The following is a 26,882-nucleotide window of genomic DNA, read 5'->3' as shown; positions in this document are numbered from 1 at the left end:
CGCCGTTCTTTTAACAAGTACAACCTTTTTTATGTATACAGGCAGGAAATGCCCTTTTTTCAATATGTTAAGATATTTGTCATGCAACGCATGACGCTGTAGAGTAGCAATTTTATGCTACAGGCAGCTATGACTTAAGGTGGTTATAGCGACGGGGCTCACCTCTTACCATTCCGAACAGAGAAGTTAAGCCCGTTTGCGCCGATGGTACTGCACCTCGTGGGAGAGTAGGACATCGCCTTTTTTAGAGAATCCCCAACATTTATTTGTTGGGGATTTTTTTGTTTGTATAAGTTATCCTACCAGAGATTATCAATGATATTAATTTATTGATAATATGACAGGTAATCCTCTTCACAAAACGGATAGCTACCTGTCTTATCATTCTAACTTAAATATGCTGGTATTTACATCTCCAATAGAATAATTTTTAACTTATCTTTTGTTTTTAAAGGACTATGCTTCAATAGAATAAGTGAAATTCCATGTTGTGAAGGTTAATGATTCTTATTCGCCTAACGTCTGAATTTAAGTGAAAATTATTAAATAAGGGATTGAATGTAAAGGATCGGAAGTTAATCTCGGTCGTATTCAAATATTTATGCTTGTCAATTGAGATAGTTCAAGCCTATTTTAAATCAAAATAAAGGTTGAAGAGATATGTTCTCCTGGTATTTTCAGACTTATAGATTTCTGAATCGTTACGCGATTTTAGAGATTATTAACTCTGGATACCAAAGTATGTAAACAGGTGCTACATTTTTAATAAATACCTAATTACGCTGACATAACAGGAATTTATTTATTGAATAAACCCTTCATGATAATGTAGATACCTCTAAAGAGGAAGAAAACGGCACCAAGGCACAGTAGAATAGCAATTATAAGAACTAATATGTAGGTTGGCTTGTCTTGGTTGCTAAAAGCGAGGTACAGTATTGTTGGCCCTATAAACATTAACATCAAACAGATGCCCATATTTTGAGCGCCTTTAACAAGCAAGCTTTTATCTGTTCGTTTTGTTTCCATAGATGTAAATTGTTAATTATAAGCTATTTATAAAGAAAATATAGTTCCTATATAAATAGCGAAAAGCGTTCTTGTATCTTGTTAAATTGCAATAGTCAAAAATACTGATTTTTCATCACTTTACTTTCTAGTTCTAACAGATGTTATCCAATGTTATTGGTTACTTTTTTTAGCATAATAAGATGTAAAGCTATTACTTATGATGATTTCAGTTTATAACAGAATAAATTTTACTGTGATATTTACTATTGTACCGTATAAACAACTTCGTCGACTTCTGATAACCTAAAATATCCTAAAGGGAAATTGTTGGGATTAGTTTCATTGACACAATTCCCCCTAACTATCGCGGGTTGTGTTTGAAATGGACCGCCTCCTGATTGACTTGTTTGTTGTAGGAGTATGAACATATAATTGTAGAATCGTTCTGAGATCCCATAATTTCTTATCGTGACTTTATCTCCTGATTTTAAGTCTTCTTCGCTATAAAATCCAAAAATTTCGTTACCGTTGGTGAATTTATCATCAAAAACAGATAAGGATGGAATTACTGGAATATCACTTATAAATTCGAAGAAATAAAAGTTAGTTTCGTCAGCAGGATCTGTGTAATAAGCCTTTAATTCGATTTCATCTCCTGAAAATCCACCGTTGTTATTTTGTCCTATACGATCTATAGGCACAACAGATTTAAATATTTCGGTGGCACTATACTTTTCTTCCTTGTACGTGATGTTTAGTGTATAAGTCTCATTGAGCTTAGGCACAAAGTTAGTATTTCTGTAAACGCCCGATGTGCCGTCTTCAATAAAGTTAAAAATGATGTTATTCTGATCGGTTATGGAAACTTTAGCGCCATTGGCAGGAGGAATGGTTTTATCAAAGTATGGCGCCGTTAAGGATAGTTTTATTTCTTGATTTCTACCTGTAGTGCCTTTTTTCCAATTTATGGATGCTTCAATAACTAGTTTCGGGTCAGCATCATTTAGATCAACCTCTATCATGTCCTCGCAGGAAGTTTGCAGGAGGAATAAGCTTAGTATGAATATAAATCTTTTCATTATTAGAATTTGAAATTATAAGAAACTGACGGAATCATTCCAAAGAGAGCCAATCTATTCGCTTCGTTAACTCCTGAATTACGGTTTTGACTAAATGCTATTGATGATGCATTTTTGCGACCATAAATGTTGTACACACCAAATACCCATTCCCCTTTCCACTTTTTAGTAGAATTTGGTTTTGGATTGTAAATGGCTGAGATATCCAAGCGATGGTAATTTGTTAACCGACTTGAATTTCTTGATTCATAATTCGGAATATTAATGCCGTTGTATTCATATTGACCGTTCGGAAATGTTGCTGGCTGCCCCGTTTGGAACACAAAAGTGCCACTGAAGCTCCATTTTTTATTATAATCATAATTGGAAGTCAGGGAAATGTCGTGTGTTTTATCATAAGGAGTATTATACCATTCACTATTATTAATGCCCGTTTCTAGAGGTGTTCTTCCTGGAGTTTGTTGTTCTGATTTTGAGAGGGTATAGGCTAACCATCCTGTTAATTTCCCTTCATTTTTTCTAAATAAAACTTCTAAACCATAAGCTCTGGCTTTTCCATTCAAAATAACTTGCTCTATAGCATCATTCGCAATTAAATTGGCACCGTCTATATAATCTATTCTATTTTTTATGTTCTTGTAGAACGTTTCCACTTCCAACGAGTACTTATTTTCCTTAAAGGTTCGGAAATACCCTAAAGCCACTTGGTCTAGCAATTGTGGTTTAATATACTTGCCACTTGGTGCCCAAACATCTAAAGGCGTTGGAGAGCTCGTATTAGAGAGTAAATGTAAATATTGACTCATCCTGTTATAACTCGCCTTGATTGAGGAATTGTCATTGATTTGATAAGCAAGAGCAAAGCGCGGTTCTAAATTCATAAATGCTTCAATAACATCCGATCGTTTGTAATTCTCAACGCCATTAGGTTCTGATTTTTCATAAATTTGAAGATCGTCATTGAAGTTTACAGCGTGATTGTTTTCGTAAATGTTCAGTTCTGTTTGCCCCAAACGATGGAAGGTACTTAATCTTAATCCGTAAGACATTGCAAATTTTGAACTGAATTGATGTTCCGCATCTACATAAACTGCATTTTCAATGGCATATTTTTTAATTAAATTATACGGATTGATTCCGGAAGTTTCAGAAGTAGGGTTTATTTCACCTGGATTGAAAGTTAAATACAAGCTATTGAATCCATAATCTAATTTGAAATTTGAACTGATATAATGTTTTAAATCGTATTTCAGATTGAAATTTTTAATTCCTGATGTCCAATCAAATCCAACGAACTTAAGTGCTAGACCATAATAGTAGTCTGAATAAATCAGCGATAGATTTGAAAATAGTTTATCTGAATACAAATGGTTCCATCTAAAATTGATGACAGAATTCCCATACGAATTCTCAAAACTATCCGAAATATTAAATACATCACGTCCAAAATATCCTGATAAGTAGATATTATTGTTCTGATTAATACTATAGCTCAATTTGGTGTTCAAATCGTAGAAATAGGCTTTACTGTTAATGTCAAACAGCGGTAGAAAGAGATGGGCATAACTAGAACGGCCTCCAAATAAGAATGATCCCTTCTCCTTTTTTATTGGACCTTCAGCCAAAAGTCTGCTTGCAACGATGCCAATTCCACCGTTCATTTGAAACTCATTGCTATTGCCTTCCCTTTGATAAATATCCAAAACTGAAGAAACACGTCCACCATATTTAGCAGGAATTCCACCTTTGTAAAGCTTGATATCCTTAATTGCATCTGGATTAAACACAGAAAATAATCCAAATAAATGAGATGAATTGAAGATAGTGGCTTCATCCAAAAGAATTAAGTTTTGATCGGCTGAACCACCTCTAACATTAAAACCTGAAGACCCTTCACCGGCATTGGTAACACCAGGTAAAAGCGTAATAGATTTGATTACATCAACCTCTCCTAAAACCACGGGCATTTGTTTAATGGTGTTTATGGAAAGCGAATTGACACTCATTTGAGGTTTGCGAATATTCAATTTCTCAACATTTTCAGTAATGATGATTTCCTGTAAGCTTTCAGTAGATTCGGTAAGTTTATAGTTCAGCGATTTGTTTTCATCCATCGTAATGGATTCAGAAATACTGTTAAACCCTAAATAACTGATCTGAAATTTGTAAGTGCCCTGTGGAAGCGTAATTGAATAGAACCCATATTCATTGGTTATCGTTCCCGTTTGAAGTTCAGGAAAGATAATATTAACGCCTATTAGCGATTCATTGCTGGCCTGATCAGTGATTTTTCCACTCAGCGTATACTTCTCCTGCGCATGCATGTAAAGGGGCACGCATAAGATTAGCCATAGTGAAAGTTTCAATTTAGAAATCATTTGCAATTTTTTATTAAAAATAGAAAAAGCTCCTCGATAAAAGGAGCTTTTAATGTTAAGTTTGTTTAGTTATTTTTGAATATAAATAAACAAATTATAAATTATATACGATTATTTCTTATTCAGAATCGCGTTAAATGTTGCACTTGGTCGCATTGCTTCAGTAACTAACGTTTCGTTTGGCTCATAATAACCACCTATAGAAACTGGTTTACCTTGAACTTTATTTAATTCATCAACAATAACGGTTTCATTCGATTTTAATGCTTCTGCAAGGACTTTAAATTCTGCTTGCAATTCAGCATCTGAAGTTTGATTTGCCAACGCTTCAGCCCAGTAAAGTGCTAAATAGAAATGGCTACCTCTATTGTCCAATTCACCTGCTTTACGTAATGGCGATTTTCCATTATCCAATAATTTCCCTGTAGCTTCATCCAAAGTATCTGCTAAAATCTGTGCTTTAGGATTGTCGTTTGTTTGCGCTAAGTGCTCCAAAGAAACTGCCAATGCCAAAAACTCTCCTAAAGAATCCCAACGTAAGTGGTTTTCTTCAACAAATTGCTCAACGTGTTTCGGTGCTGAACCACCTGCACCAGTTTCAAATAAACCTCCACCGTTCATTAAAGGAACAATAGAAAGCATTTTTGCACTAGTTCCCAATTCTAAAATAGGGAAGAGGTCAGTTAAGTAATCACGTAACACATTTCCAGTAACAGAAATGGTGTCTTTTCCGTCTTTTATACGCTGTAAAGTGAAGGTTGTAGCTTCATTTGGAGACAGGATTCTGATGTCTAAGCCCGAAGTATCGTGATTTGGTAGGTATTGATTTACTTTCTTAATCAATTCAGCATCATGAGCTCTATTTTTATCCAACCAAAAAACAGCTGGCGTATCCGAAGCTTTTGCTCTTGTTACTGCTAATTTTACCCAATCTTGAATAGGTGCATCCTTAACTTGACACATTCTCCAAATATCACCTTTTTCAACTTCATGTTCAATTATCGTTTTACCTTCTGCATTAACAACGACAACTTTACCGTCGTTGGCCATTTCAAAGGTTTTATCATGAGAGCCGTATTCTTCTGCTTTTTGAGCCATTAAACCAACATTAGGAACAGTTCCCATTGTTGTTGGATCAAACGCTCCATTTTTCTTGCAGAAATCGATAGTTGCTTCATATAATCCCGCGTAACTGCTGTCAGGAATTACCGCTAAAGTATCTGCAGCTTTTCCTTGGGCATTCCACATTTTACCAGAAGTTCTGATCATTGCAGGCATTGAAGCATCAATAATCACATCACTTGGGACGTGAAGATTGGTAATTCCTTTATCTGAATTTACCATTGCCAAATCTGGTCCATTAGCAATTGCTTTCTCGATAGCCACTTCAATTTCCTTACGCTTTGCCTCAGGAAGTTCTTTTAATTCATCGTATAAATTAGCTAAACCGTTACTTGGACTAAAACCGATTTGTTTAAATTCAGCTTCATATTGATCAAATATGTCTTTAAAAAACACTTCAACAGCATGACCAAAAATGATTGGGTCAGATACCTTCATCATAGTCGCTTTTAAGTGCAATGAATAAAGAACGCCTTTATCTTTTGCTTCCTTAACCGTGTCTTTCAAAAATGAAATAAGGGCTTTTTTGCTCATTATTGAAGCATCAATAATTTCGCCTTCAAGCAAATTAAGTTTGTCTTTTAAAACTTCCTCGGTACCATCTTTACCAACAAATTTTATACTTACGGTGTCCGCTTTCGCAAGTGTCAACGATTTTTCAGTATGAAAGAAATCACCTTGAGACATGGTTGCTACTTCAGTTTTAGAATTAGGAGACCATTCGCCCATAGAATGTGGGTTCTTTTTAGCGTAATTTTTAACGGCTTTAGGAGCACGTCTGTCTGAGTTTCCTTCACGAAGAACCGGGTTAACAGCACTTCCCTTTACTTTGTCATAACGTGATCTTATTTCTTTATCCTCTTCAGTCTTTACTTCGTCTGGATAGTTAGGAATATTGAAACCTTGTGAACGTAATTCAGCAATGGCTTCTTTAAGTTGAGGCACAGAAGCACTGATGTTTGGTAACTTGATAATGTTTGCTTCAGGTTTTGTTGCAAGTTCACCTAATTCAGCTAAAGCGTTTGGTACTTTTTGATCTTCATTTAAAAAATCAGGAAATATAGCTAAGATACGTGCAGCCAAAGAAATGTCTTTCGTTACAATATCAATGTTAGAAGATGCCGTAAATGATTTTATGATTGGTAATAACGAGCGTGTTGCTAATGCTGGTGCTTCGTCAGTTTTTGTATAGATAATGGTAGAAGTTTTTGCCATAAGTATTTCGAAATTTAAATGTTTAAGATTGGCCCCAAATTAGGTTTTGCAAATATACAAATTGCGGTTAGCATATAAAACTGAAAAGCACTCAATTATACAATGCGGATTTGGTAATGCTGAAGTAGGCCCAATGCGTTTTCTTTTGAGAATTTTGCTTGCTTAATGACATTGATTTCAGGATTGATATTAAAATTCTCAGAAGTGCTAAAATCCGCGTTTTTGAGGATAGTGTGTTCGAAAATAGCATGTTTGAAGTCGCAGTTTTCAAATAATGCATCTGTGAAATCAGCTTCCGTCATGTTGGAATGATTCAGATTACAGTGGATGAATTTGGTCGCTTTAAGTTTTAATTTATAAAACGATGAGAATTGCAACTGACAATTGGAAAAGTTGAAGGACAGTAAAAAAGGGTTGCAATCTTGAAATTGGAGTCCAGTAAGTTTACAATCCATAAACTCCGCTTCCCTAAAAATTGTATGTTTTATATTGGCATTGCTGAAATTACAGGTATCAAACTGGCATTCTAAAAACGTGATGGAGGATACATCTGAATCAGTAAAATTACAGTTTGTAAAGCTACAGTTGTCATATTCGGCTTTGCGTAGTGGGTTTTCAGTAAAATCAATATTGTTAAAATCTTCGGAATCTATAAAGGTTGGTATCATTTAGAGGATGGAATTGGATAAGTTGGGAAAAATTAAGTTATTAATGTAAAAAGAATAAAATATTAAGTTTTGAATTTTTAATGCCATGAACTTAAATATCAGCTCTAAAATAGTAACCCAATTATATTTAGTTGTAGTTAAATAAAAAACCTCAAGATAAAAGGAAAGCTATGATTTCAAAATATTTTACTTTTAATCTTCAAAATTATCTGATTCATCGAAATTATGATTTTACATATAAAATCCTTTCTACATTGCTAGATTTTGAGTAATTAAGTGCATATGAGGAAAAGGATTCTGATAATTTTTATTACCGCAGTACTAGTGGTCTTTTTTGCATATACCTATTTACATAGCGATCGGGGAAGGGTATTGGATCGCACACGCACAGTATTTGTTGATAAAATTGATAACAGATTTCAATTGTATAGAAATGGAGAACCTTTTTATATTAAAGGTGGAAGTGGTACAGGATATTTAAAAGAGATGTCTGAGGCTGGTGGGAATACGCTTCGCGTCTATGACACTCTAAATTTAAAGGCAATATTGGATGAGGCAGAAAAATTTGACATTGCAGTAATTGTTGATATACCTTTACCTACAAATGCACATCATAAAACCTATTATTCTAATGATACTATTGTAATAAATTTAAAAGAAAAGGTAAAGAATCTTGTAAATCAATATAAGGATCATCCTTCAATTCTTATGTGGAATTTGGGAAATGAACTTAATTTTCCATTAACATTCAGAAAGAATAATTTCATTCAGGTATTTAATGACCTTGTTGACCTGATCCACGAAGAAGATCCAAATCATCTCATTAGTACAACTATCAGTGGCACTTCTATATCTCAAATTTTAGGAATTCATTTAAGTGCTCCTAAATTGGATATAATTGGGTTTAATGTTTTTAGTATTATTTCTAATGTTAAACCGGTTATGGATCAGGTTGGATTAATTGTAGATCCTTTACCTTACTATATTTCAGAGTGGGGTAATACAGGGCCTTGGGAGGTGCCTGTAAATTTATGGAAGGCAATATTGGAACCAAGTAGCACCTTAAAAAGTGATTCTTATAAAGTAAATTATTTATCTGGAATTAAATCAGACTTAAATTGTTTGGGAAGTTTAGCATTCTATTGGGGATATAAGCATGAAGGAACGCCTACTTGGTTCAATATTTTTGATGAGGAAGGTCGTAAATCTGAAATGTATTATCAATTACAATCGCTATGGATGGAAAGACCACTGACTATTACATATATCCCTCGAATAGAGAAATTAACGTTAAATAATTTGGAATCCAATGATCAAATCTTCGTTTCAAATTCCTATATAGAAGTTCAGATTAACATGATGAATCCAATCAATTCCAATTTGACCTTCGATATAAAGGTTTTTAATGAAGCATGGGGAGCAAAGCGTTGGGGCTCTGAGATCGATGCCCTGCAACTTTCAACAATAACTTCAACATATTCAAATAAGATGAAATTCAAAGTTCCGGAAAAGGAAGGACCTTACAGGGTCTTTGTTTCAGTTAATGATTCACAAGGTAATTTTGCTACGGCCAATATGCCATTTTACGTGTTGAATGATAGAGAATAAGATGAAAAAGGCTCCTTCAAAATACGAAAAAATAAAAATCAGGGCGCTAATTTTATTTGGATTGGCAAGCCTTGTGAATTTCTTTTATTGGTTTTTGGATTTTGAGCTTATAGAAAATCAACTGTTGTATTGGATGCTTATGTGTCTCATAAGTTTTGATACGTTTAGGCTTATATATATATGGTACCACTATTGGAACATATCCGTTCCTGTAAAACCGGCGTCCCATAGTCTTCCAAGTGTTGATGTATTTACTACTTATTTTCCTGGCGAACCTAAAAACATGCTCAAGAAAACATTGTTGGCAATTCAACAAATGGATTACCCCCATACCACGTATCTATGCGATGAAGCCAACGATCAAGAATTGATTGAGTTTTGTCGCAATAATAACATTATTCATGTCACAAGAACTAACCGGATAGACGCAAAAGCCGGTAATATCAACAATGCGTTACGCCAAGCCACAGGTGATATTTGTCTTATCCTAGATCCAGATCATATACCTCACAAAAACTTTTTAACAGAAGTGATACCGTATTTTGAAGATCCTAAGATAGGTTTTGTCCAGACCGTACAAACATATTATAATCTTAACGAATCTTTGGTGGCAAGAGCTGCGGCTGAACAAACTTTTCACTTTTACGGACCAGTTATGATGTGTATGAATTCATATGGTACAGTAAATGCTATTGGGGCCAATTGTGTGTTTAGGAGATCTGCTCTCGATTCTATCGGGGGTCATGCTGCCGGCTTATCAGAAGATATGCATACAGCTATGAGATTGCATGCCAAAGGATGGACATCGATATATGTTCCTAAAGTTCTTTCTGAAGGGTTAGCTCCTTCAACTTTGACTTCATATTTTAAACAACAATTAAAATGGTCGCGTGGTACATTAGAACTTTTGGTTTCCGTTTTTCCTAAAGTATTCAACAAATTAACCTGGCGTCAAAAACTGCATTACGGTATTCTACCTTTTCATTATTTAACTGGTTTCATATTTCTAATAAGCATTTTAATTCCATTAATTGCACTCTTCACTTCTACAACACCATGGAAAGGGAATGTCATCAGTTATGGCTTAATTTTATTACCGGTTATTGTTTCCATTTTAGGAATTAGGTTCTTCGTACAAAAATGGGTAATTAATAAAGGGGAGCGTGGGATGCATCTATTGGGTGGATTGTTAATGCAAATCTCATGGAGTATTTATCTAATTGGGTTGTTTTATACCATTATCAGAAAGAAGGTTCCGTATCTACCTACCGTAAAAGAAGATGATCAAAAAACAAGTTTCTTAGTAGTTCTACCAAATCTCATTACGGGGTTGCTCTGTATTATTGCAATCGCGTATGGATTGTATAGAGACTTTACGCCATTCTCTATATTTATGTCTGGGTTTGCATTGTGGAATGCTATGGTTATGTTTTATACCTTGCACTTTGCCTATCAATTCAATATGACTGCAATTAGTGATCGAAAGAAGTTAGATGCTAATTTTAACCAGGAATCCAAAATAGAACGGTTCATTTTTAATATATGGCAAAAATCAGCCTTACTTGTCATAGCTTTTGTTCTTATTTCTGCGGGCTATTATAATTACAAACAAGAACAGACAAAACTTGAGGGGATAGTGTATGAGGAAGTATTAGCAAAAAAGACTAAGTATGTGGGTGTTTTTGCGCCGGTAGAGGATAATGGTATGAGTGACCTTTCAATGGTATCAGAGTTTTCGAAAGCTATTAAGCAGGACGTAGATATTGTGTCTTTTTATTTGGCTTGGGACAAGTCGTCCTTAAACACTTTTCCAGAAAAGAAATTTCACCAAGTTTACCAACAAAAAGCACTTCCTATGATTACATGGGAACCATGGGTTAATTCATTTAACGATGATACACCGTTTAGAGGTCATGTGTACGACTCCATTATAAGTGGCTTTTTTGATGATTTTATAGCAAAATTTGCAAAGCAAATTAAGAATTTGGAAGGGCCAGTCTTTCTTAGATTTGCTCATGAATTTGATAATCCATTTTATCAGTGGTATGATGATCGTGACAACGCTGCCGAAAATTTTAAAAAATCTTGGATTCATGTTTGGAATATTTTTAGAGAACAGGAGGCCAACAATGTTATTTGGGTTTACAACCCATGGAAACCAAAAAATGTCACGAACTTTTTTCCGGGTGATCGTTATGTAGATTGGGTAAGTGTGAATTTGTTGAATTATGCCACGCATGATGAAACTGAAATATACAATTCATTCAAATCATTGTATGAACCCTATCATGTGGAATTTGAAAAGTTGGAAAATATTCCAATCATGTTGTCTGAATTCGGAACTTATTACGATCCCAAATATCAAAAAATATGGTTAGAAAATGCTTTGGAGGAAATAAATAATAATTATAAAGGAATAGATGCAATTGTATATTTCAATTCCAATGTTGACAATAATATGCCGGATGGTTCAGAAGGAGATTCCTATTTAAATTGGACCATTGCTGATGTGGACAATGTGAATTTAGTCTTTAAAGAAGAGAGTATTCCGTCATATTTATTTGAGAAAAGATTTAAAATTGATACAGTGTCCAACGTTTCCAAAAAGAAATTACCGATGCTAAAAGGGATTCAAGGAATAAACATGAAAAATGGTCAAAAATGGAATCAGGACTACCATGTATTGACCAGGTCATATCTTGAATCTAACTTTAAAAGTATAAAGGACTTAGGTTTAAACACGATAAATTATACGTCCAATGGCACCTATGATTATAATGTAACTACTATATCCAAAGAGTTTGATTTGAATCTATCGTTAGGTTTTTGGATTCCAGAGCACTTGAATTTTGTAGAAGATTCAATTTCTTCAACATTGCTTAAGGATCAAATTATTGATTTGATTATGAGATATAAAAATTATGACCATATTATCTCTTGGCATTTACAAAATGATTTATTTTCAAAATATACGTCACTTTATAACGTGCCAATAAGATCACATCATCTAAAAGCATACGCTTTATGGTTGCAACAATTAACTTCCGAAATTAGAAAAGTTGACCCTTCTAGACCTATAATCATCGATTATATCTTAAACGACAAAGATGTAACGATTAAAAATCAACTTTTAAAATCTCTACCATATTTGGATGGTTTAGGATTGATAGTTAACGATCCTACAGATCCAAAAAGAGCTTTAGAAACGATTCATTCACTTCCTTTACCTTATATCTATAGTGATATTTCGGTTCCATTTTTGCAAAAATTAAAAGACGATGCCGTAGTTAACAGTTATTACATTCGAAATTGGCAGGACCAGTATCAAATCGGGAAATTGACCTTTGACGGGCTTATTGATAGAAAGGGTAGAAAAAAGCATGAATTTTATGCATTGAAAGAGATGATAAAGCCTAAAAACATAAAAGTTTTACCACAACCAATTAGAATCTTAAAAAGATTAGAATTTATTAAATCTAATAGTTATGCTTACTATTATGCAATGATTTATGATCCTGAGGGTGGTTGGAAGGAAATAGAGACTAATGAAGAAATAATTTTAGAATGGGGTTTGGTGGAATCTGATTCTTATGGAAATTATATCAATATTAAAGAGGTGGGACATAATTCTTTTTTAGTATTAGATATACCTGAAAATTACACAAATTATCGTTTACAGTTGTCCTTAATTAAAGATAACATAGTAACATCCACAATTACAACCTTGAATACGCCTTATTATCGAGAATAATTTATGGTGATATTATCTTCACTCAAATACTATAAAAAACAAAAGCCATATCATTGTAGCTAAACTACCTTGACATGGCTTTCTTTGAAATAGTAACGTGATCTAATTAGCATTGCTGCTAAATCAGCCGACTAAAACTCACATTTTACAATCGTCTTTTTCAATTCAAGTTATTCTATTTCAATAAAACATCCTCTAACTTTCAAAATGTATTGACATATTAGCGAAATGTTTCAATGTGCTGTTTTTCTTGATGTATTATCTTTTGCAATTCGTTTTCACAAACAACAATGTCCAACACATTGCTTCCTACCTTGGTGTACACTTTCGTTGCGACCATCTTTGGAAACTTTCAACCTTACCAGTTACAACCTGCCTAAGCATGCTGCACTTCTTAAAGTATCATGATTTTTTAACTGTACGCATTTGCATGCGACAAATAAAAGATCTCAAAAAACAAACTAATAAAGAACGTACTTTATGCAATTCAAATTAAGTTCAATTTCTTACGTTGAAACCAACACAAGGTTGTTATCGAATCGTTTTACTAAGTTACAAAAATAAACCCGAGTGGCAAAGGATATGAAGAGTTTAGTTTTCAACGGGTTATGAACGCTGGTTATTAACATTTGTTCATAAAAAAAAGCCTTGAGATGATCAAGGCTTTTATATAAAGTAAGTTTAAGGAGTCTATCCTCTTCTTTCTTTGATTCTTGCTTTCTTACCAGTAAGACCTCTAAAGTAGAAGATACGTGCGCGTCTAACTTTACCTTTCTTGTTCACTTCAATTTTTTGAAGCGCAGGAAGGTTGATAGGGAAAATACGCTCTACACCAACAGTTCCTGACATTTTACGGATAGTAAATGTTTCAGTACTTCCAGATCCTTTACGTTGTAATACAACACCTTTAAAGAACTGTGTACGTTTTTTCTCACCCTCTCTAATTTCGTAGTACACTGTGATTGTATCACCAGCGCCGAATTGAGGATATTCTTTTTTTTCTACAAATTCGTCTTGTACAAATTTTACTAAAGAATTCATTTCTTTTAATTTTTAAATTTTAATCCAAACCAACATTCACGGAGATCGCCAGAGGTTAATCTGAAAGTGGATGCAAAAGTAATCAATAAATAATAATAGACAATAGTATTGTTATAAAATGTTGTCGAATTTTGATGGCAGATGTCAAAGTTGGATGTAGAAGATTTGCTATCGAATGTAGAATATCAAATATGGAACACTGAATACTGAAAACTGCCACTGAATACTTTATCACTCTTCCAATAAATCTGGACGTCTTGTTTTTGTGTGTTCATAAGCTTTGTCTTCACGCCATTTTTCAATCTTAGCAAAGTGTCCGCTGAACAAAATCTCTGGAACTTTCATCCCTTTATATTCTCTTGGTTTTGTATAAATAGGAGGTGCCAATAAATTGTCTTGAAAGGAATCAGTCAATGCCGAGGTTTCATTTCCTAGCACTCCTGGAATGAGTCTGATGACAGCATCACATAATACTGCAGCTCCCAATTCGCCTCCTGAAAGCACATAATCGCCAATGGAAATTTCTTTGGTAATGAGTAAATCTCTGACGCGTTGGTCTACACCCTTATAGTGTCCGCAAAGAATAATAATGTTTTCCTTTAAGGATAAGGTATTGGCCATGCCTTGGTTCAACGTGTTGCCATCAGGTGTCATATAAATGATTTCATCATAATCACGCTCTTCTTTAAGCTTAGAAATGCATTTATCTATGGGCTCAATCATCATTACCATTCCGGCGCCACCACCAAATTGTGTGTCGTCTATAGATTTGTAATTGTCCGTGGTATAATCTCTTAAATTATGAAAATGAACTTCCACCAAACCTGCTTCAATAGCACGTTTCAAGATAGAAGCTTCAAATGGGCTTTTAAGTAATTCGGGTAATACGGTAATAATATCTATTCGCATGATGTTCTGTCTACGCTGCAAAGATGCAAAAAAATATAATCAGTGTTTAGGCTTCAAGACACAGAAAAAAAAATCTGTAAGGTTACTTACAGATTTTAGTGTTTTATTTTATGCTCTTTTGCTTATTGATTTCGTCCTGCAGTTGACGCCTTACTTTTTGTTCACGTTCTAAAGCCGTGCGTCGATGCTCTTCAAATTCTTCTTCCGTTTCTAATAACGTCTTTTGCGCAAGTTTAGTTACAGCATTACTGTTTCTGAATTTATAGATGAAGAACAATAACAATGCGAATAAGCCACCAATGATGCTCCACATTAGAACATTATAGTTGCTTTTGCTCATTTGTAAACCAAACAAAGACATATTGTCTTTTTCTTCATTTGTGGCCGCCAATGTTGCTTTGGTCTCAGACAAGTTGCTTTTTAAAGATGTGATTTCTTGTGCTAAACTATCAACCGTGTTTTGTGTTGATTTTAAATTATTCTGTAATGCTTTTAAAGAGTCTAGTGTATGCGCTTTCAATTCATACAACCAGGTTTTCTTAACATTTTTGTATTCTTGATAATTGTAGGATTTTTGAATAACATATTCAAATTGGTTGTCGATAGTTCCTTCAGTCAACGATAATTTGTCATCTTCCTCATTTGTTGTTTCTTGAGCATTAGCTACTACAAAAAATAAAAAGGCAAGAAGGGTGAAGGTTAAGTTTTTTAAAGAATGCATTCGTTTAGTTTTACTGATAAAGTTAAAATTTGACAAGATAAAAAAAATATATAGATGTGAACTAATATTTAAAACAAATAGCCTCACAAGTAGGAGGCTATTTTTATATACGATTAAAGTGTAGTTTTAGACGTTAAACCTATTAATAATATGTATAACGTCTTACTTTAGAAATATATTTTGCTAATCGGATAACTTGATGGCTATAGCCATATTCATTATCATACCAAATGTATAACACTACATTTTTACCATCAGTTCGGATTATTGTTGCCTTACTGTCATAAATGGAAGGTGCAGAACATCCTACAATATCACTGGACACCAATTCATCACTCATTTCATATTTAATCTGCTCTACAAGATCTCCTTCCAAAGCATATTTTTTCATGGTTGTGTTTAGCGCATCTAAAGTTGTTGGTTTATCTAACTCAAGATTTAAAATTGCTAAAGACCCGTTAGGTACAGGAACACGAATGGCGTTAGACGTTAATTTTCCTTCCAATGAAGGCAACGCTTTTGAAACAGCACTTCCAGCGCCCGTTTCGGTGATGACCATATTTAATCCTGCAGCACGGCCACGACGGTATTTATCGTGAAAATTATCTACCAAATTCTGATCGTTGGTATACGCATGAATCGTTTCTAAGTGGCCATGTTTTACTCCAAAAGTATCCTCAATAGCCTTTAAAACAGGCGTAATAGCATTTGTTGTGCAAGATGCGGCAGAGAAAATATCAACCGTATCAGGGTTGTGTTCTAAATGATTAACACCATGTACAATATTAGGAATTCCTTTGCCCGGAGCGGTCAGTAAAACTTTGCTAACACCTTTTGATTTCAGATGTCTGCTTAAGGCTTCCTTATCTCTAAAAGCACCTGTATTATCAATGACCAACGCATCTTTAATACCATATTTAGTATAATCAATATCTTCAGGAGCATTAGCTGAAATAATATTAACAGTAGTACCATTAATGATAAGGGCGCTGTTTTTTAAATCGGCAATTACGGTTCCTGAGAATTCACCGTGTACAGAGTCATTACGTAATAACGCGGCTCTCTTTTCTAATACAGTTTGATCAATTTTTCCTCGGGTCACAATGGCTCTCAGACGCATTTGAGTTCCCTTTCCGGTTTTAGTCATCAATTCGCGTGCAACCAATCGTCCAATGCGACCAAATCCATAAAGCACAACGTCTTTAGGTGTGATAGATTCATAACTGCTTGCTCCTTTAAGTTTTCCAGCTACAAACGCAGTAGCATTTGTATACTTCTGATCATCTAAATGATACTCATAAGTCAGCTTTCCGATGTCCAATTTTGCCGGCGGTACATCTAATGATTTAATTGCTTGAGCAATTTCAACAGAATCGAAAATTGAAATTGGCTTTTGAACAAACGCGCCTGCGTATTCATGCAAATTCAAAATTTCACTAACATTTCTGTCAATTAATGGATTTCTAAATAGAACAAGCTCTATGGATTTGTCATACCAAAGATCGCTGACTATTTTGATAAATTCGACTGTTGCCTTTCGTCTGTCTGCTTGAAAAGCTAATTCGTTCTCATAAGTTCCGTTCAAACTCATTGTTTAAAAATTTAGTGCCTGCCTTTGGGCAGACGTGTTGTTGTGTTTATCCCGACTATTCGGAATTGCAAAAGTAATATATTTCAAACGTTTTCGTAATATTTTTTAGAAGTAAAAAACCCTTTGAAATTGATTGCTTTCAAAGGGTTGTAATTTGCTATTTGATGTGCGATTATCTGAAAATAAAACTCTCTTTTTGTCCTGAATTGGTGATGACAGAAAGTTTCTTGATATTCTTCTCTACAGCGTCACCATACTTTTGTTTTAGTTTTACAATGTCGTCAACACTTTTGATCGTTTCTCCATTGATCTCGGTGATGATGTATCCTGTGTTTATACCCAAGTTTTTATAAAGGGCATAATTTTCATTTTTGATAACTGCCACCCCGTTACTGATGTTGTTACTTTCTTTAACATCACTTGGGATATTTCTCAATTGCATATCCAAAAACTCAATCGTCATGATTTCACTCTTAGAGAGGGTGACTGGAATCGATTTTTCCGACCCATTTCTAATAATCACCAGATTGACCACATCATTAGGGCGTTTTGTACTCAAATAACCACTTAAATCAGAAAACTTGGAGATGGTAATATTGTCAATTTTCTTAATAATATCACCTTTTTTAATTCCAGCTTTGGCTGCACCTGAGCGCTCCTCAACATCACTTACATAAAACCCTTGGGTTGCTTTGACATCAAAAGTTTCAGCGGATTTACTATTAAGCTCGCCACCTCTAACACCTAAAATACCATTTTGCACATTTCCGAATTCCATAATGTCTTCAACAACTTTTCTGGCAATGTTACTTGGTACCGCAAACGAGTATCCTATATAAGAACCTGTTTGAGAAGAGATGGCCGTATTAATCCCAATAAGCTCTCCACGTGTGTTTACCAAGGCGCCACCTGAGTTTCCAGGGTTAACTGCCGCATCCGTTTGTAAAAATGACTGGGCGTTTATACCTGATAAGTCTCTAGATTTTGCACTAATAATACCCGCAGTTACTGTAGATGTCAAATTAAACGGGTTACCAACTGCCAATACCCACTCACCAACTTTTGTCTGGTCAGAATTTCCGAAGGTTGCAAATGGTAAATCTTCTTTAGCGTCAATCTTTAATAAGGCAATGTCGGTTTTTTCGTCACTACCAATCAATTCAGCCTCGTAAATTTGATTGTCATTTAATGTAATAGAAAGTTGTTGCGACCCATTAATCACGTGATTGTTGGTAATGATATAACCGTCAGGTGAAATAATGACACCACTCCCAGTACCTACTTGAGCGCGCTCCGTACTTCTGCCCATAAACAAATCCTGGAGCGTCATTGGGGCTCTACTTATGGTCGTGTTTTTAACGTGCACAACAGCGTGCACAGCGTTTTCCGCAGCCTCGGTAAAGTCAGGCGCATACATTGTACCGTAAGACGCTACTGCCGTGTTGCTTGTTGGAAAATAAGATAAACTGGATTTTGAAGTCGCTACTTTGTTATCGTTTTGATCTTCTTCTAGAAATAATTTATAGGCAGAAAGTGTCATTATCCCACCTAATGCAGATACTAAAATTAGGGTTAAAATCTTCTTCATTTAATTATAGTTTAGTAATGATTAATAAATTTAATACAATATTTAGATACGTGTTTAACGTTTAAAATTAATTTTTTATTGATTCTCAAATTCACTTTTAACCATTTTTAACGCCATTTTTAACGCGTGTTTAACAGGCTAAAAAACCATCGATATTTCCTATATTTGCCAAACCTATGAAACAGACTTTTTACAAATATCAAGGAACGGGAAATGATTTTGTGATGATTGATAATCGTCTCTTAACATTTGACAAAAATGATACCAAACACGTTGCATACCTCTGTAACAGACGTTTTGGCATTGGTGCAGACGGACTCATCCTACTCGAAAATCACGAGGACCTCGATTTTAAAATGGTTTATTTTAATGCTGACGGGAACGAAAGCTCAATGTGTGGAAATGGTGGAAGATGTATTGTGGCTTTCGCTAAATTTCTAGGAATTATTGATCACGCTACAACTTTTCAGGCTATTGATGGAATACATCACGCAACCATTGAAGGGGATTCCGTGCAATTACAAATGCAAGATGTATCAGCTTTAGAGAAGTTTGATTCCCATGTGTTTTTAAATACCGGATCGCCTCACCATGTGCAAATCGAAACGGATTTACCACAACTTCAAATTAAAGAAATTGGCAGTAAAATTCGATATGGTGCTCCCTACAATCAAAGTGGGACAAATGTGAATTTTGTTTCAAAAGTGTCAGATGAAGTATTTTCTGTCAGAACTTATGAGCGTGGCGTTGAGGATGAAACGTTATCGTGTGGCACTGGCGTTACAGCTGTGGCACTTGCCATGAACTATATCGGAGAAACAGATAAAAATCGTATCACTTTAAATACTGAAGGCGGTAAACTTGAGGTGGCTTTTAAAAAAGAGGGTGAAGGGTATTCTGATATTTGGTTGATAGGTCCAGCATCTCAGGTTTTTAAAGGCGAAATATAATGGAGGTATTAAAAGGAGAACATATTTATTTACGCGCTTTGGAGAAAGAGGATTTAAGTTTCCTTTATACCATAGAAAACGACGAACATCTGTGGGAGTTGAGCAATACGCAAACACCTTATTCTCGATATATTCTTGAACAATATCTTGAAAACTCTCATAGAGACATCTATGAAGTAAAACAATTGCGATTGGTTATTTCTGACTATCAACACAAAGCAATCGGCTTAATTGATTTGTTTGATTTTGATTTTAAAAACAGTCATGCAGGCGTGGGGATTTTAATTCAACATCCTGAAGACCGGCAACAAGGCTATGGAAGGGAAGCGCTTCAATTGTTGATAGACTATAGTTTCAATCATCTCAATTTACATCAACTTTATTGCAATATTACGGAAGACAATCAGGCCAGCATCAACTTATTCACCAAACATGGTTTTGAAATAGTGGGTGTGAAGAAAGATTGGATTTTTACCAATAAATCATATAAAAACGAATATCTTTTACAACTTATCAATAACTAATGTACTTTAAAAAAATCTTTGTCGCCATTGCCCTTATCGGACTGGTTGTGGCTGCCATTATGGCTTACACCATCTACCAAACCATGTTTGTATCAAACACAGCTTTCAATAATGATGAGGCTTATGTGTATATTCCTACCAATGCTACTTATCAAGATGTGAAAGGGCAATTGGAACCTCTTTTAAAAGATATCAACAAGTTTGATGCCCTTGCAGAGCGTAAAAAATATCCAGCGAATATAAAAGCTGGAAAATATGTCATTAAAAATGGGATGAATAATAATGACATTATTAATTCCATTAGAAGTAATAATATCCCTGTCAAACTTTCATTTAATAACCAAGAATCGTTAGAGCGATTGGCGGGACGAATTTCTACGCAAATTGAAGCCGATAGTTTAGAATTGTTCACGGTGATGTCTTCACCGGAGTTTTTAAAAGCGAATGACTTTTCATCGAAAACTGCTTTGGGAATGTATATCCCGAATAGTTATGAGTTTTTCTGGAACACTTCCGCAGAACAATTTAGAGAGCGTATGCTGAAGGAATACCATCGTTTTTGGACTGATGAACGTTTGAACAAAGCGAAAACGATTGGATTGACGCCGGAAAAGGTGATGGCCATGGCGTCCATAGTGCAAAAGGAAACCGCAAAGGTGGATGAGCGTAGGAGAGTAGCTGGTGTTTATATGAACCGATTAAATATTGGGATGCCGCTACAGGCTGATCCTACCGTTATTTATGCCATTAAACATACTACTGGTGATTTCGACCAGGTTATTAAGCGTGTTCTTTATAAAGATTTGGTGATAGATTCGCCTTATAACACTTACAAATATGCAGGATTGCCACCAGGATTGATTACGATGCCAGATATTTCGTCAATTGATGCGGTCTTAAATTATGAAAAACACGATTACATATATTTTGTGGCGGATGTTACAAACTTCGGGTATCATAAATTCGCAAAAACATTGGCGCAGCATAATGCCAACAGACAGGAATATGTGCGCTGGATCAATCAGCAAGGTGTAAATAGGTAAGGAATGGTGCGGTTTGTAATTAGTGTAATTTTTATCCTAATAGGTGCCGCACAGTCTTTTTCTCAATCAAAAATTGAACGTTTTCTCCGGCCGAGTGATACGTTAAATTCTTCACGGAGAACAGCAGTCTATATTTCTGAAGCCGCTGTTGGTGGTCTCACTTTGTTGGGTCTGCACCAATTGTGGTATGCCGATTATGAGCAGTCCAAATTCCATACGATAAATGACAATAATGAATGGCTTCAGATGGATAAGATGGGTCATGTGTTTTCATCTTATCAACTGGGAAAAGTTGGTGCCAACGCCCTAAATTGGAGTGGCGCAGATAAAAAACAACAATTACTTTATGGAGCCACACTCGGATTTACCTTTCTGACCGCCGTTGAGGTTTTAGATGGCTTTAGCAAAGAATGGGGTTTTTCTTGGGGCGATGTGCTCGCCAATGCTTCTGGGACCGGACTCTATATTGGGCAAGATTTATTGTGGGACGAACAGCGCATTACTCTAAAATATTCCTTCCATCAAACCAAATATGCAAAATTGCAACCTGATAAATTGGGAGATGGTCTGTTGGAGGAACTTTTGAAAGATTATAATGGCCAAACCTACTGGCTTAGTTTTAATATACATTCCTTTTTTAATAGTGAAAATATTCCCAAATGGTTGAACGTCGCAGTTGGTTATGGCTGTGATGGCATGATGTTTGGTAATAGTGGGGTTGTTACTAACGATATTATTAGTAAAAACGCAACAAGACAGTTTTATTTGAGTTTGGATGTAGACTTGTCGCGGATTGAAACAAAATCACATGTATTGAGATCCATATTTGACGTTTTGAACGTAATTAAAGTGCCTTTTCCAACCCTGGAGTTTACCGATGAAAATCGCGTAAAGCTACACGGTGTCTATTTTTAGAGAGCTTAATCGGTTAAGTTTGAGGCTTTAATAAAAAGTCGTATCTTTGCACGCTGAAATTTAAGTCTGCTTAAAATATAAAAGGCTTTACGAATATTAGGAAAAATGTTAAAAAAGATCACTAATTATTTTGTTATTCCTTTTGCAATTTGTGTCATATTAATGACGGCACTTTTTCCAAAAACGACTGTGGATATGACTAATTTTTCAACTGAAGGATTAGATCTAAATTACACAGTTTCTGAGGACATCGCAATGTTGTCCCCAACTGAAGGAACTTCTACAATTACCACACATGATAAGTATTTCCCATATTTAGGGAAATCCTATTTAGGATTTAAAGAAGCACTTGCTTTTAAAGAATCTAGAGGTAATTATTTTACTGTAAACGATTTTGGATATTTAGGGAAGTACCAATTTGGTGCTGAAACTTTAAAATTATTGGGTGTTTATAATCCCCAATTCTTTTTATATACTCCAGAATTACAGGAAAAGGCATTTTTAGCCAATTCTGAGCGTAACAAATGGATTCTTAGAAAGGACATTGCTCGTTTTGCAGGTAAAAAAATTCAAGGGATTACGATTACCGAATCAGGAATTCTTGCTGCGGCACATTTGGCTGGGCCAGGAAGTGTAAAGAAATTTTTAAGAAGTCTGGGAAATTATGATTTCTCTGATGCTTACGGGTCGTCCATTTCTTATTACATGGAACGTTTTTCAGGTTATGATACCTCGTTTATCAAGCCAAACCGAAAAGCAAAAGCTATTTTATAATCAGTCCTTGTGAATGATGAAAATAGCCGGGCGCTTGTGTAGGTCAACTTTCACATGCTTCCAGTCTTTCGCAGGGAATGTTTTGATATATTCTGTAGGCAATGTCAAGTCGCACGCCACGCAAACTCTTGTTTGTGGTTGCAAGATGCTTGATAAATCCTCTAGCATTTTAGTGTTGCGATAAGGCGTTTCAATAAACAGCTGACTTTGGTTTTGGTCGTGAGAGAGCTTCTCTAAGCGCTTTAATTCCGCTTTTCGTTCCTGCTTATCAATAGGTAAATAACCGTTAAAGGCGAAGCTCTGACCATTCATTCCAGAACCCATCAGCGCCATAATAATGGATGATGGCCCCACTAAAGGTACTACTTGTATGTTATTTTCGTGAGCCAATTTCACTATATCTGAACCTGGATCAGCAACCGCTGGACATCCTGCTTCAGACAATAATCCCATAGGTTTTCCTTGTTTACAGGCATCCAAAAACGTTGCTTTTTCAGCATCTTCAGTATACTTGTTTAAAACCTTTAAGTTTAGTGAAGGTTGAAGTTTCTCTGGAAGCGTCTCCTTTATGAAACGACGTGCTGTCTTTTCGTTTTCAACAATATAATCGTCAGTAAACTCTAGGATTCTTTGTATCGATAGTGGCAAAACATCCCACACTGGATTATCACCTAAACCTGTAGGTATTAAGTAAAGCTTGCCAAGTTGGTTTTCCATGTGTTATTTCGATTATGTGTGAGGTTGAGGTTTTAAGCTTTTAAAGATATTTTCGTAAGGAAAATCAATGCGTTATGATTTCGTTAATCGCGACGCTATTGTATCACAGGCAGCATCTAAAAGCGTATAAACATCTTCAAAATCTTTAGTATCTCCCCAATAAGGATCTGGAACTTCCAGATTTTTGGATGTAGCAGCATCTTCCAAAATCAGTTTCACTTTAGCAATGTCTTTTTCGTCTCTTGCCAATTTGACAACATTATTATAATTGGATTGGTCCATCACATAAATAATGTCATAGGTGTCAAAATCAGATAGATCAAATTGGCGACATTTCTGATTGGAAATATCGATGCCATGTGCCTTTGCAGTTGCAATAGAACGATGGTCTGGTGCTTTTCCTATATGATAATCGCCAGTTCCAGCGGAATCAATTTCGAATTTTTCAGCAGGAAGCTTAGATTCTAGAATACCGTTCGCTAATGGCGATCGGCAAATGTTACCTAAGCAAACCATTAGTATTTTTGTCATGATACTGTGTTGTTTTTATGAACGAATGAAATCTATGAGAAATTAGCGTTCTAAAAGTAATAAAAAAGGAACATGAAGCTCCTTTTATAACTTTAGAATTAAAGTGCTAATTTTTTAGAAATATCCTCAACATACTTTCTGAATTGTTTATCAGTAGAGGAGAGGTTGTCAACCGTTTTACAAGCATGTAATACGGTGGCGTGATCACGTTTTCCAATTTGAGACCCAATACTTGCCAAAGATGCTTTTGTAAACTTCTTAGCAAAAAACATTGCCAGCTGTCTCGCTTGTACAATATGTCTTTTACGGGTTTTAGATTGTAACGTACTTACATCCATTTGGAAGTAATCAGAAACTACTTTTTGGATATAATCAATAGAAACTTCTCTTTTGGTATTCTTAACAAACTTTTCAACAATTTCTTTAGCAAGATTAATGGTAATCTCTTTTTTGTTGAAAGAGGATTGTGCGATTAATGAGATAATTGCACCTTCCAATTCTCTAACGTTTGTTTTAATGTGTTTTGCAACATATTCTATAATATCATCAGGCATTTCAACACCGTCACGATATAATTTGTTCTTTAAAATAGAAACACGGGTTTCGAAATCCGGACTCTGTAATTCTGCCGATAATCCCCATTTGAATCTTGATAACAAGCGTTGTTCAATGTCTTGCATGTCTACAGGCGCTTTGTCACTCGTTAAAATAACTTGTTTTCCGTTTTGATGCAAATGATTGAATATGTGGAAGAATACGTCTTGTGTGCCTGATTTTCCAGATAGGAATTGAACGTCATCAATAATTAGAACGTCAATAATCTGATAAAAATGGATGAAATCATTTCTATTATTTTTCTTTACAGAATCGATATACTGTTGCGTGAATTTTTCAGCAGAAATATAAAGAACTGTCTTTTCCGGATATTTATCCTTGATATCAATACCAATAGCATGCGCTAAATGGGTTTTACCAAGACCAACACCACCAAAGATCAATAATGGATTAAAAGACGTGCCACCTGGCTTGTTGGCAACTGCCAATCCTGCATTTCGCGCCAATCTGTTAGAATCTCCTTCTAAGAAGTTGTCAAAACTGTAATTAGGATTTAATTGCGATTCAATCTTTACATTTCTAATTCCAGGAATTACAAATGGATTCTTTAACTCAGGATTCTTATTGTTTAATGGGATATCAACATTTTGCGATTTAACTGCGCCTCTGCTTGAACTTGGTATTCTCTCTGTAAAAGGTTGTTTATTGCCATACGTGTTTTCCATCTTGATGACATAAACCAACTTTGCTCTCTCTCCAAGTTCTTTGTTAAGTGCAACTTTAAGTATTTTAACATAATGCTCTTCAAGCCATTCGTAAAAGAATTTACTAGGCACCTGAATACTCAAAGCATGGTCAGTAAGCTTGACTGCTGTAATAGGTTCAAACCAAGTTTTGTATGCTTGGGGTTGTATATTGTCCTTTATAAAAGACAGACAATTATTCCAAACCGATTGCGCAGTTACCTCCATTATAAAAGTTAATTTTTTGTTTGTTAATTCAGATTAGCAAAATGAAGAGAAATTCGTGTTTTCTCTAGAATATTTTCTGAGACAAATATGTGAACAAAAATCTGAAAAAAAAAATCAAATGCTATTGAATTTACAGTATTTTTTCCCCATGTTTAACTCCCGCTGAATGTACGAAAAATAAATCAAAGAAACATGTCAAATCCTTTATTTAACGATGAAATTGAACTTAGAGTTCGTTATGGTGAAACCGACCAAATGGGCATTGTCTATTATGGGAATTATGCACAATATTTTGAGGTCGGACGTGTTGAATGGTTAAGAAAATTAGGGGTTTCTTACAAACAAATGGAAGAGGATGGGATCATGCTTCCGGTGACCAAATTAACTGTAGAGTTCAAAAAGCCAGCGCTTTATGATGACCTAATTAAAGTAAAAACCCAATTGGTAAAATTGCCTTCTGCAAGTATAGAATTCAACTATGTAATTACTAATCAAGCAGGTGAAATTTTAACCTTGGGAAATACTATTTTGGTGTTTATGGATGTGGAAAAAAATAGACCAACACGTTGTCCGAAATTTCTTTTAGACAAACTTCAGAGTTAATCCTCCAAAACTTTTACCTGAACTCCAAAAATAGATTCGAAGGTGTCCAAAACTGCTTTTGAATTTTTAAGTCGCACAGAAATAATGATCGTACAATCTAATTCTAAAGTCTGAGATTTTATTTTCAGATTTTTTTCTTTGATGACACGCATGACTTTATTCATGTCTTTGTATTCAAATTTAAGCTCGATTTCCTGATTGATAGTTCGGGTAACGATTTTAGAATTCTCTAAAGCCATTTGCGCCGCAGTTTTATAAGCAGATATAAGTCCGCCAACACCTAATTTTACACCGCCAAAATATCTAACAACTACAATGAGCACGTTGGTGACCTCAAAAGATTGAATTTGTCCATAAATAGGCATGCCAGCGCTATTGTTAGGTTCGCCATCATCATTTGCTCGAAATTGATAGTTGCTTTCCTTTTTACCTAATTGGTAAGCATAGCACCAATGCCTTGCAGAGTGGTGTTGTTTTCTTAAATCGTCTAAATGGATTTTTACAGCATCTTCAGTGGTTACTGGAAATGCGTATCCAAAAAACTTGCTGTTTTTTTCTTTGAATAAGATTTCTTCTGACGCTTTGGTTATCGTTTTATACGTGTCTTTTTCTGTCAT

22 protein-coding genes and 1 rRNA gene are annotated in these 26,882 nt (G+C 35.0%); 9 read left to right on the top strand and 14 right to left on the bottom strand.

Annotated features, from left to right (window positions below; genetic code table 11):
* Positions 1 to 135 precede the first annotated feature (135 nt).
* Positions 136 to 244, top strand: a 5S ribosomal RNA gene (gene rrf / locus Q0947_RS05210).
* A gap of 554 nt (positions 245 to 798) precedes the next feature.
* Here rrf and Q0947_RS05205 read toward each other — a convergent pair.
* The 5 genes from Q0947_RS05205 to Q0947_RS05185 all read right to left on the bottom strand — a co-directional run bounded on the left by Q0947_RS05205 (position 799) and on the right by Q0947_RS05185 (position 7,473).
* Positions 799 to 1,029, bottom strand: a complete 231-nt coding sequence (locus Q0947_RS05205) for a DUF6095 family protein (RefSeq protein ID WP_299392707.1) — start codon at positions 1,027 to 1,029, stop codon at positions 799 to 801.
* Positions 1,030 to 1,274: 245 nt separating this feature from the next.
* Positions 1,275 to 2,090, bottom strand: coding sequence for a DUF4249 domain-containing protein (locus Q0947_RS05200; protein ID WP_299392703.1), 816 nt, complete (start codon positions 2,088 to 2,090; stop codon positions 1,275 to 1,277).
* A gap of 2 nt (positions 2,091 to 2,092) precedes the next feature.
* Positions 2,093 to 4,468, bottom strand: coding sequence for a TonB-dependent receptor (locus Q0947_RS05195; RefSeq protein ID WP_299392698.1), 2,376 nt, complete (start codon positions 4,466 to 4,468; stop codon positions 2,093 to 2,095).
* Between the two features lie 111 nt (positions 4,469 to 4,579).
* Positions 4,580 to 6,805 (bottom strand): NADP-dependent isocitrate dehydrogenase, encoded by a 2,226-nt coding sequence (locus Q0947_RS05190; RefSeq protein WP_299392694.1) that lies wholly within the window; start codon positions 6,803 to 6,805, stop codon positions 4,580 to 4,582.
* A 95-nt stretch (positions 6,806 to 6,900) separates the two neighbouring features.
* On the bottom strand, positions 6,901 to 7,473 hold the full coding sequence (locus Q0947_RS05185; RefSeq protein ID WP_299392689.1) for a pentapeptide repeat-containing protein: 573 nt from the start codon (positions 7,471 to 7,473) through the stop codon (positions 6,901 to 6,903).
* A 282-nt stretch (positions 7,474 to 7,755) separates the two neighbouring features.
* On the opposite strand from Q0947_RS05185, the gene Q0947_RS05180 reads away from it, so the two are divergent.
* A complete protein-coding gene (locus Q0947_RS05180; RefSeq protein WP_299392686.1) occupies positions 7,756 to 9,081 on the top strand; it encodes a glycoside hydrolase family 2 TIM barrel-domain containing protein in 1,326 nt (441 codons plus the stop codon).
* 1 nt (position 9,082) lies between these two features.
* Complete coding sequence (locus Q0947_RS05175; protein WP_299392681.1) at positions 9,083 to 12,832, top strand: glycosyltransferase; 3,750 nt, start codon at positions 9,083 to 9,085, stop codon at positions 12,830 to 12,832.
* Between the two features lie 690 nt (positions 12,833 to 13,522).
* On the opposite strand, the gene rplS is transcribed toward Q0947_RS05175, so the two are convergent.
* The 5 genes from rplS to Q0947_RS05150 form a co-directional block, all read right to left on the bottom strand.
* A complete protein-coding gene (gene rplS / locus Q0947_RS05170; RefSeq protein ID WP_299392677.1) occupies positions 13,523 to 13,873 on the bottom strand; it encodes a 50S ribosomal protein L19 in 351 nt (116 codons plus the stop codon).
* Between the two features lie 231 nt (positions 13,874 to 14,104).
* Positions 14,105 to 14,782 (bottom strand): tRNA (guanosine(37)-N1)-methyltransferase TrmD, encoded by a 678-nt coding sequence (gene trmD, locus Q0947_RS05165; RefSeq protein ID WP_299392672.1) that lies wholly within the window; start codon positions 14,780 to 14,782, stop codon positions 14,105 to 14,107.
* A gap of 103 nt (positions 14,783 to 14,885) precedes the next feature.
* Positions 14,886 to 15,503 carry a tRNA (guanine-N1)-methyltransferase gene (locus tag Q0947_RS05160; RefSeq protein ID WP_299392668.1) on the bottom strand — a complete coding sequence of 206 codons (618 nt, stop codon included), beginning with the start codon at positions 15,501 to 15,503 and terminating at the stop codon, positions 14,886 to 14,888.
* Positions 15,504 to 15,645: 142 nt separating this feature from the next.
* A complete protein-coding gene (locus Q0947_RS05155; protein ID WP_299392664.1) occupies positions 15,646 to 17,094 on the bottom strand; it encodes a glyceraldehyde-3-phosphate dehydrogenase in 1,449 nt (482 codons plus the stop codon).
* 172 nt (positions 17,095 to 17,266) lie between these two features.
* Positions 17,267 to 18,682, bottom strand: coding sequence for a trypsin-like peptidase domain-containing protein (locus Q0947_RS05150; RefSeq protein ID WP_299392660.1), 1,416 nt, complete (start codon positions 18,680 to 18,682; stop codon positions 17,267 to 17,269).
* A gap of 176 nt (positions 18,683 to 18,858) precedes the next feature.
* Here Q0947_RS05150 and dapF point away from each other — a divergent pair, with 176 nt between their 5' ends.
* The 5 genes from dapF to Q0947_RS05125 all read left to right on the top strand — a co-directional run bounded on the left by dapF (position 18,859) and on the right by Q0947_RS05125 (position 22,888).
* On the top strand, positions 18,859 to 19,632 hold the full coding sequence (dapF, locus tag Q0947_RS05145; protein WP_299392656.1) for a diaminopimelate epimerase: 774 nt from the start codon (positions 18,859 to 18,861) through the stop codon (positions 19,630 to 19,632).
* Entirely contained in the window at positions 19,632 to 20,156 is a 525-nt protein-coding gene (locus Q0947_RS05140) for a GNAT family protein (RefSeq protein WP_299392651.1), read from the top strand. The genes dapF and Q0947_RS05140 overlap by 1 nt, the downstream gene beginning before the upstream one ends.
* The gene (gene mltG, locus Q0947_RS05135) at positions 20,156 to 21,199 is read left to right on the top strand and encodes an endolytic transglycosylase MltG (protein ID WP_299392647.1); all 1,044 of its coding nucleotides are present in this window, start codon (positions 20,156 to 20,158) and stop codon (positions 21,197 to 21,199) included. Before Q0947_RS05140 ends, mltG begins: the two co-directional genes overlap by 1 nt.
* Before the next feature lie 3 nt (positions 21,200 to 21,202).
* The gene (locus tag Q0947_RS05130; protein WP_299392643.1) at positions 21,203 to 22,114 is read left to right on the top strand and encodes a DUF2279 domain-containing protein; all 912 of its coding nucleotides are present in this window, start codon (positions 21,203 to 21,205) and stop codon (positions 22,112 to 22,114) included.
* 162 nt (positions 22,115 to 22,276) lie between these two features.
* Complete coding sequence (locus Q0947_RS05125; protein ID WP_299392823.1) at positions 22,277 to 22,888, top strand: peptidoglycan-binding protein LysM; 612 nt, start codon at positions 22,277 to 22,279, stop codon at positions 22,886 to 22,888.
* On the opposite strand, the gene Q0947_RS05120 is transcribed toward Q0947_RS05125, so the two are convergent.
* The 3 genes from Q0947_RS05120 to dnaA form a co-directional block, all read right to left on the bottom strand.
* Positions 22,889 to 23,605: an SAM-dependent methyltransferase gene (locus Q0947_RS05120; RefSeq protein ID WP_299392638.1), complete on the bottom strand. Its 717-nt coding sequence runs from the start codon at positions 23,603 to 23,605 to the stop codon at positions 22,889 to 22,891.
* 72 nt (positions 23,606 to 23,677) lie between these two features.
* The gene (locus tag Q0947_RS05115; RefSeq protein ID WP_299392634.1) at positions 23,678 to 24,136 is read right to left on the bottom strand and encodes a low molecular weight protein-tyrosine-phosphatase; all 459 of its coding nucleotides are present in this window, start codon (positions 24,134 to 24,136) and stop codon (positions 23,678 to 23,680) included.
* Positions 24,137 to 24,234: 98 nt separating this feature from the next.
* On the bottom strand, positions 24,235 to 25,662 hold the full coding sequence (dnaA, locus tag Q0947_RS05110) for a chromosomal replication initiator protein DnaA (protein WP_299392628.1): 1,428 nt from the start codon (positions 25,660 to 25,662) through the stop codon (positions 24,235 to 24,237).
* A gap of 192 nt (positions 25,663 to 25,854) precedes the next feature.
* Here dnaA and Q0947_RS05105 point away from each other — a divergent pair, with 192 nt between their 5' ends.
* Positions 25,855 to 26,265, top strand: a complete 411-nt coding sequence (locus tag Q0947_RS05105) for a thioesterase family protein (RefSeq protein ID WP_299392623.1) — start codon at positions 25,855 to 25,857, stop codon at positions 26,263 to 26,265.
* Here the strand turns inward: Q0947_RS05105 and Q0947_RS05100 are convergent.
* Positions 26,262 to 26,882 carry a YigZ family protein gene (locus Q0947_RS05100; RefSeq protein ID WP_299392619.1) on the bottom strand — a complete coding sequence of 207 codons (621 nt, stop codon included), beginning with the start codon at positions 26,880 to 26,882 and terminating at the stop codon, positions 26,262 to 26,264. The genes Q0947_RS05105 and Q0947_RS05100 overlap by 4 nt on opposite strands.

This window comes from uncultured Gelidibacter sp. (genome assembly GCF_947500795.1).
GTDB lineage: Bacteria > Bacteroidota > Bacteroidia > Flavobacteriales > Flavobacteriaceae > Gelidibacter.
Note: the sequence above shows the minus strand (reverse complement) of the source record. Positions and strands in the feature narration are given on the sequence as shown.

What these genes read in the sequence shown, in the direction of transcription:
- Q0947_RS05205 (WP_299392707.1), bottom strand. Translation starts at nt 1,029, where the DNA reads ATGGAAACAAAACGAACAGATAAAAGCTTGCTTGTTAAAGGCGCTCAA.
- Q0947_RS05200 (WP_299392703.1), bottom strand. Translation starts at nt 2,090, where the DNA reads ATGAAAAGATTTATATTCATACTAAGCTTATTCCTCCTGCAAACTTCC.
- Q0947_RS05195 (WP_299392698.1), bottom strand. Translation starts at nt 4,468, where the DNA reads ATGATTTCTAAATTGAAACTTTCACTATGGCTAATCTTATGCGTGCCC.
- Q0947_RS05190 (WP_299392694.1), bottom strand. Translation starts at nt 6,805, where the DNA reads ATGGCAAAAACTTCTACCATTATCTATACAAAAACTGACGAAGCACCA.
- Q0947_RS05185 (WP_299392689.1), bottom strand. Translation starts at nt 7,473, where the DNA reads ATGATACCAACCTTTATAGATTCCGAAGATTTTAACAATATTGATTTT.
- Q0947_RS05180 (WP_299392686.1), top strand. Translation starts at nt 7,756, where the DNA reads ATGAGGAAAAGGATTCTGATAATTTTTATTACCGCAGTACTAGTGGTC.
- Q0947_RS05175 (WP_299392681.1), top strand. Translation starts at nt 9,083, where the DNA reads ATGAAAAAGGCTCCTTCAAAATACGAAAAAATAAAAATCAGGGCGCTA.
- rplS (WP_299392677.1), bottom strand. Translation starts at nt 13,873, where the DNA reads ATGAATTCTTTAGTAAAATTTGTACAAGACGAATTTGTAGAAAAAAAA.
- trmD (WP_299392672.1), bottom strand. Translation starts at nt 14,782, where the DNA reads ATGCGAATAGATATTATTACCGTATTACCCGAATTACTTAAAAGCCCA.
- Q0947_RS05160 (WP_299392668.1), bottom strand. Translation starts at nt 15,503, where the DNA reads ATGCATTCTTTAAAAAACTTAACCTTCACCCTTCTTGCCTTTTTATTT.
- Q0947_RS05155 (WP_299392664.1), bottom strand. Translation starts at nt 17,094, where the DNA reads ATGAGTTTGAACGGAACTTATGAGAACGAATTAGCTTTTCAAGCAGAC.
- Q0947_RS05150 (WP_299392660.1), bottom strand. Translation starts at nt 18,682, where the DNA reads ATGAAGAAGATTTTAACCCTAATTTTAGTATCTGCATTAGGTGGGATA.
- dapF (WP_299392656.1), top strand. Translation starts at nt 18,859, where the DNA reads ATGAAACAGACTTTTTACAAATATCAAGGAACGGGAAATGATTTTGTG.
- Q0947_RS05140 (WP_299392651.1), top strand. Translation starts at nt 19,632, where the DNA reads ATGGAGGTATTAAAAGGAGAACATATTTATTTACGCGCTTTGGAGAAA.
- mltG (WP_299392647.1), top strand. Translation starts at nt 20,156, where the DNA reads ATGTACTTTAAAAAAATCTTTGTCGCCATTGCCCTTATCGGACTGGTT.
- Q0947_RS05130 (WP_299392643.1), top strand. Translation starts at nt 21,203, where the DNA reads ATGGTGCGGTTTGTAATTAGTGTAATTTTTATCCTAATAGGTGCCGCA.
- Q0947_RS05125 (WP_299392823.1), top strand. Translation starts at nt 22,277, where the DNA reads ATGACGGCACTTTTTCCAAAAACGACTGTGGATATGACTAATTTTTCA.
- Q0947_RS05120 (WP_299392638.1), bottom strand. Translation starts at nt 23,605, where the DNA reads ATGGAAAACCAACTTGGCAAGCTTTACTTAATACCTACAGGTTTAGGT.
- Q0947_RS05115 (WP_299392634.1), bottom strand. Translation starts at nt 24,136, where the DNA reads ATGACAAAAATACTAATGGTTTGCTTAGGTAACATTTGCCGATCGCCA.
- dnaA (WP_299392628.1), bottom strand. Translation starts at nt 25,662, where the DNA reads ATGGAGGTAACTGCGCAATCGGTTTGGAATAATTGTCTGTCTTTTATA.
- Q0947_RS05105 (WP_299392623.1), top strand. Translation starts at nt 25,855, where the DNA reads ATGTCAAATCCTTTATTTAACGATGAAATTGAACTTAGAGTTCGTTAT.
- Q0947_RS05100 (WP_299392619.1), bottom strand. Translation starts at nt 26,882, where the DNA reads ATGACAGAAAAAGACACGTATAAAACGATAACCAAAGCGTCAGAAGAA.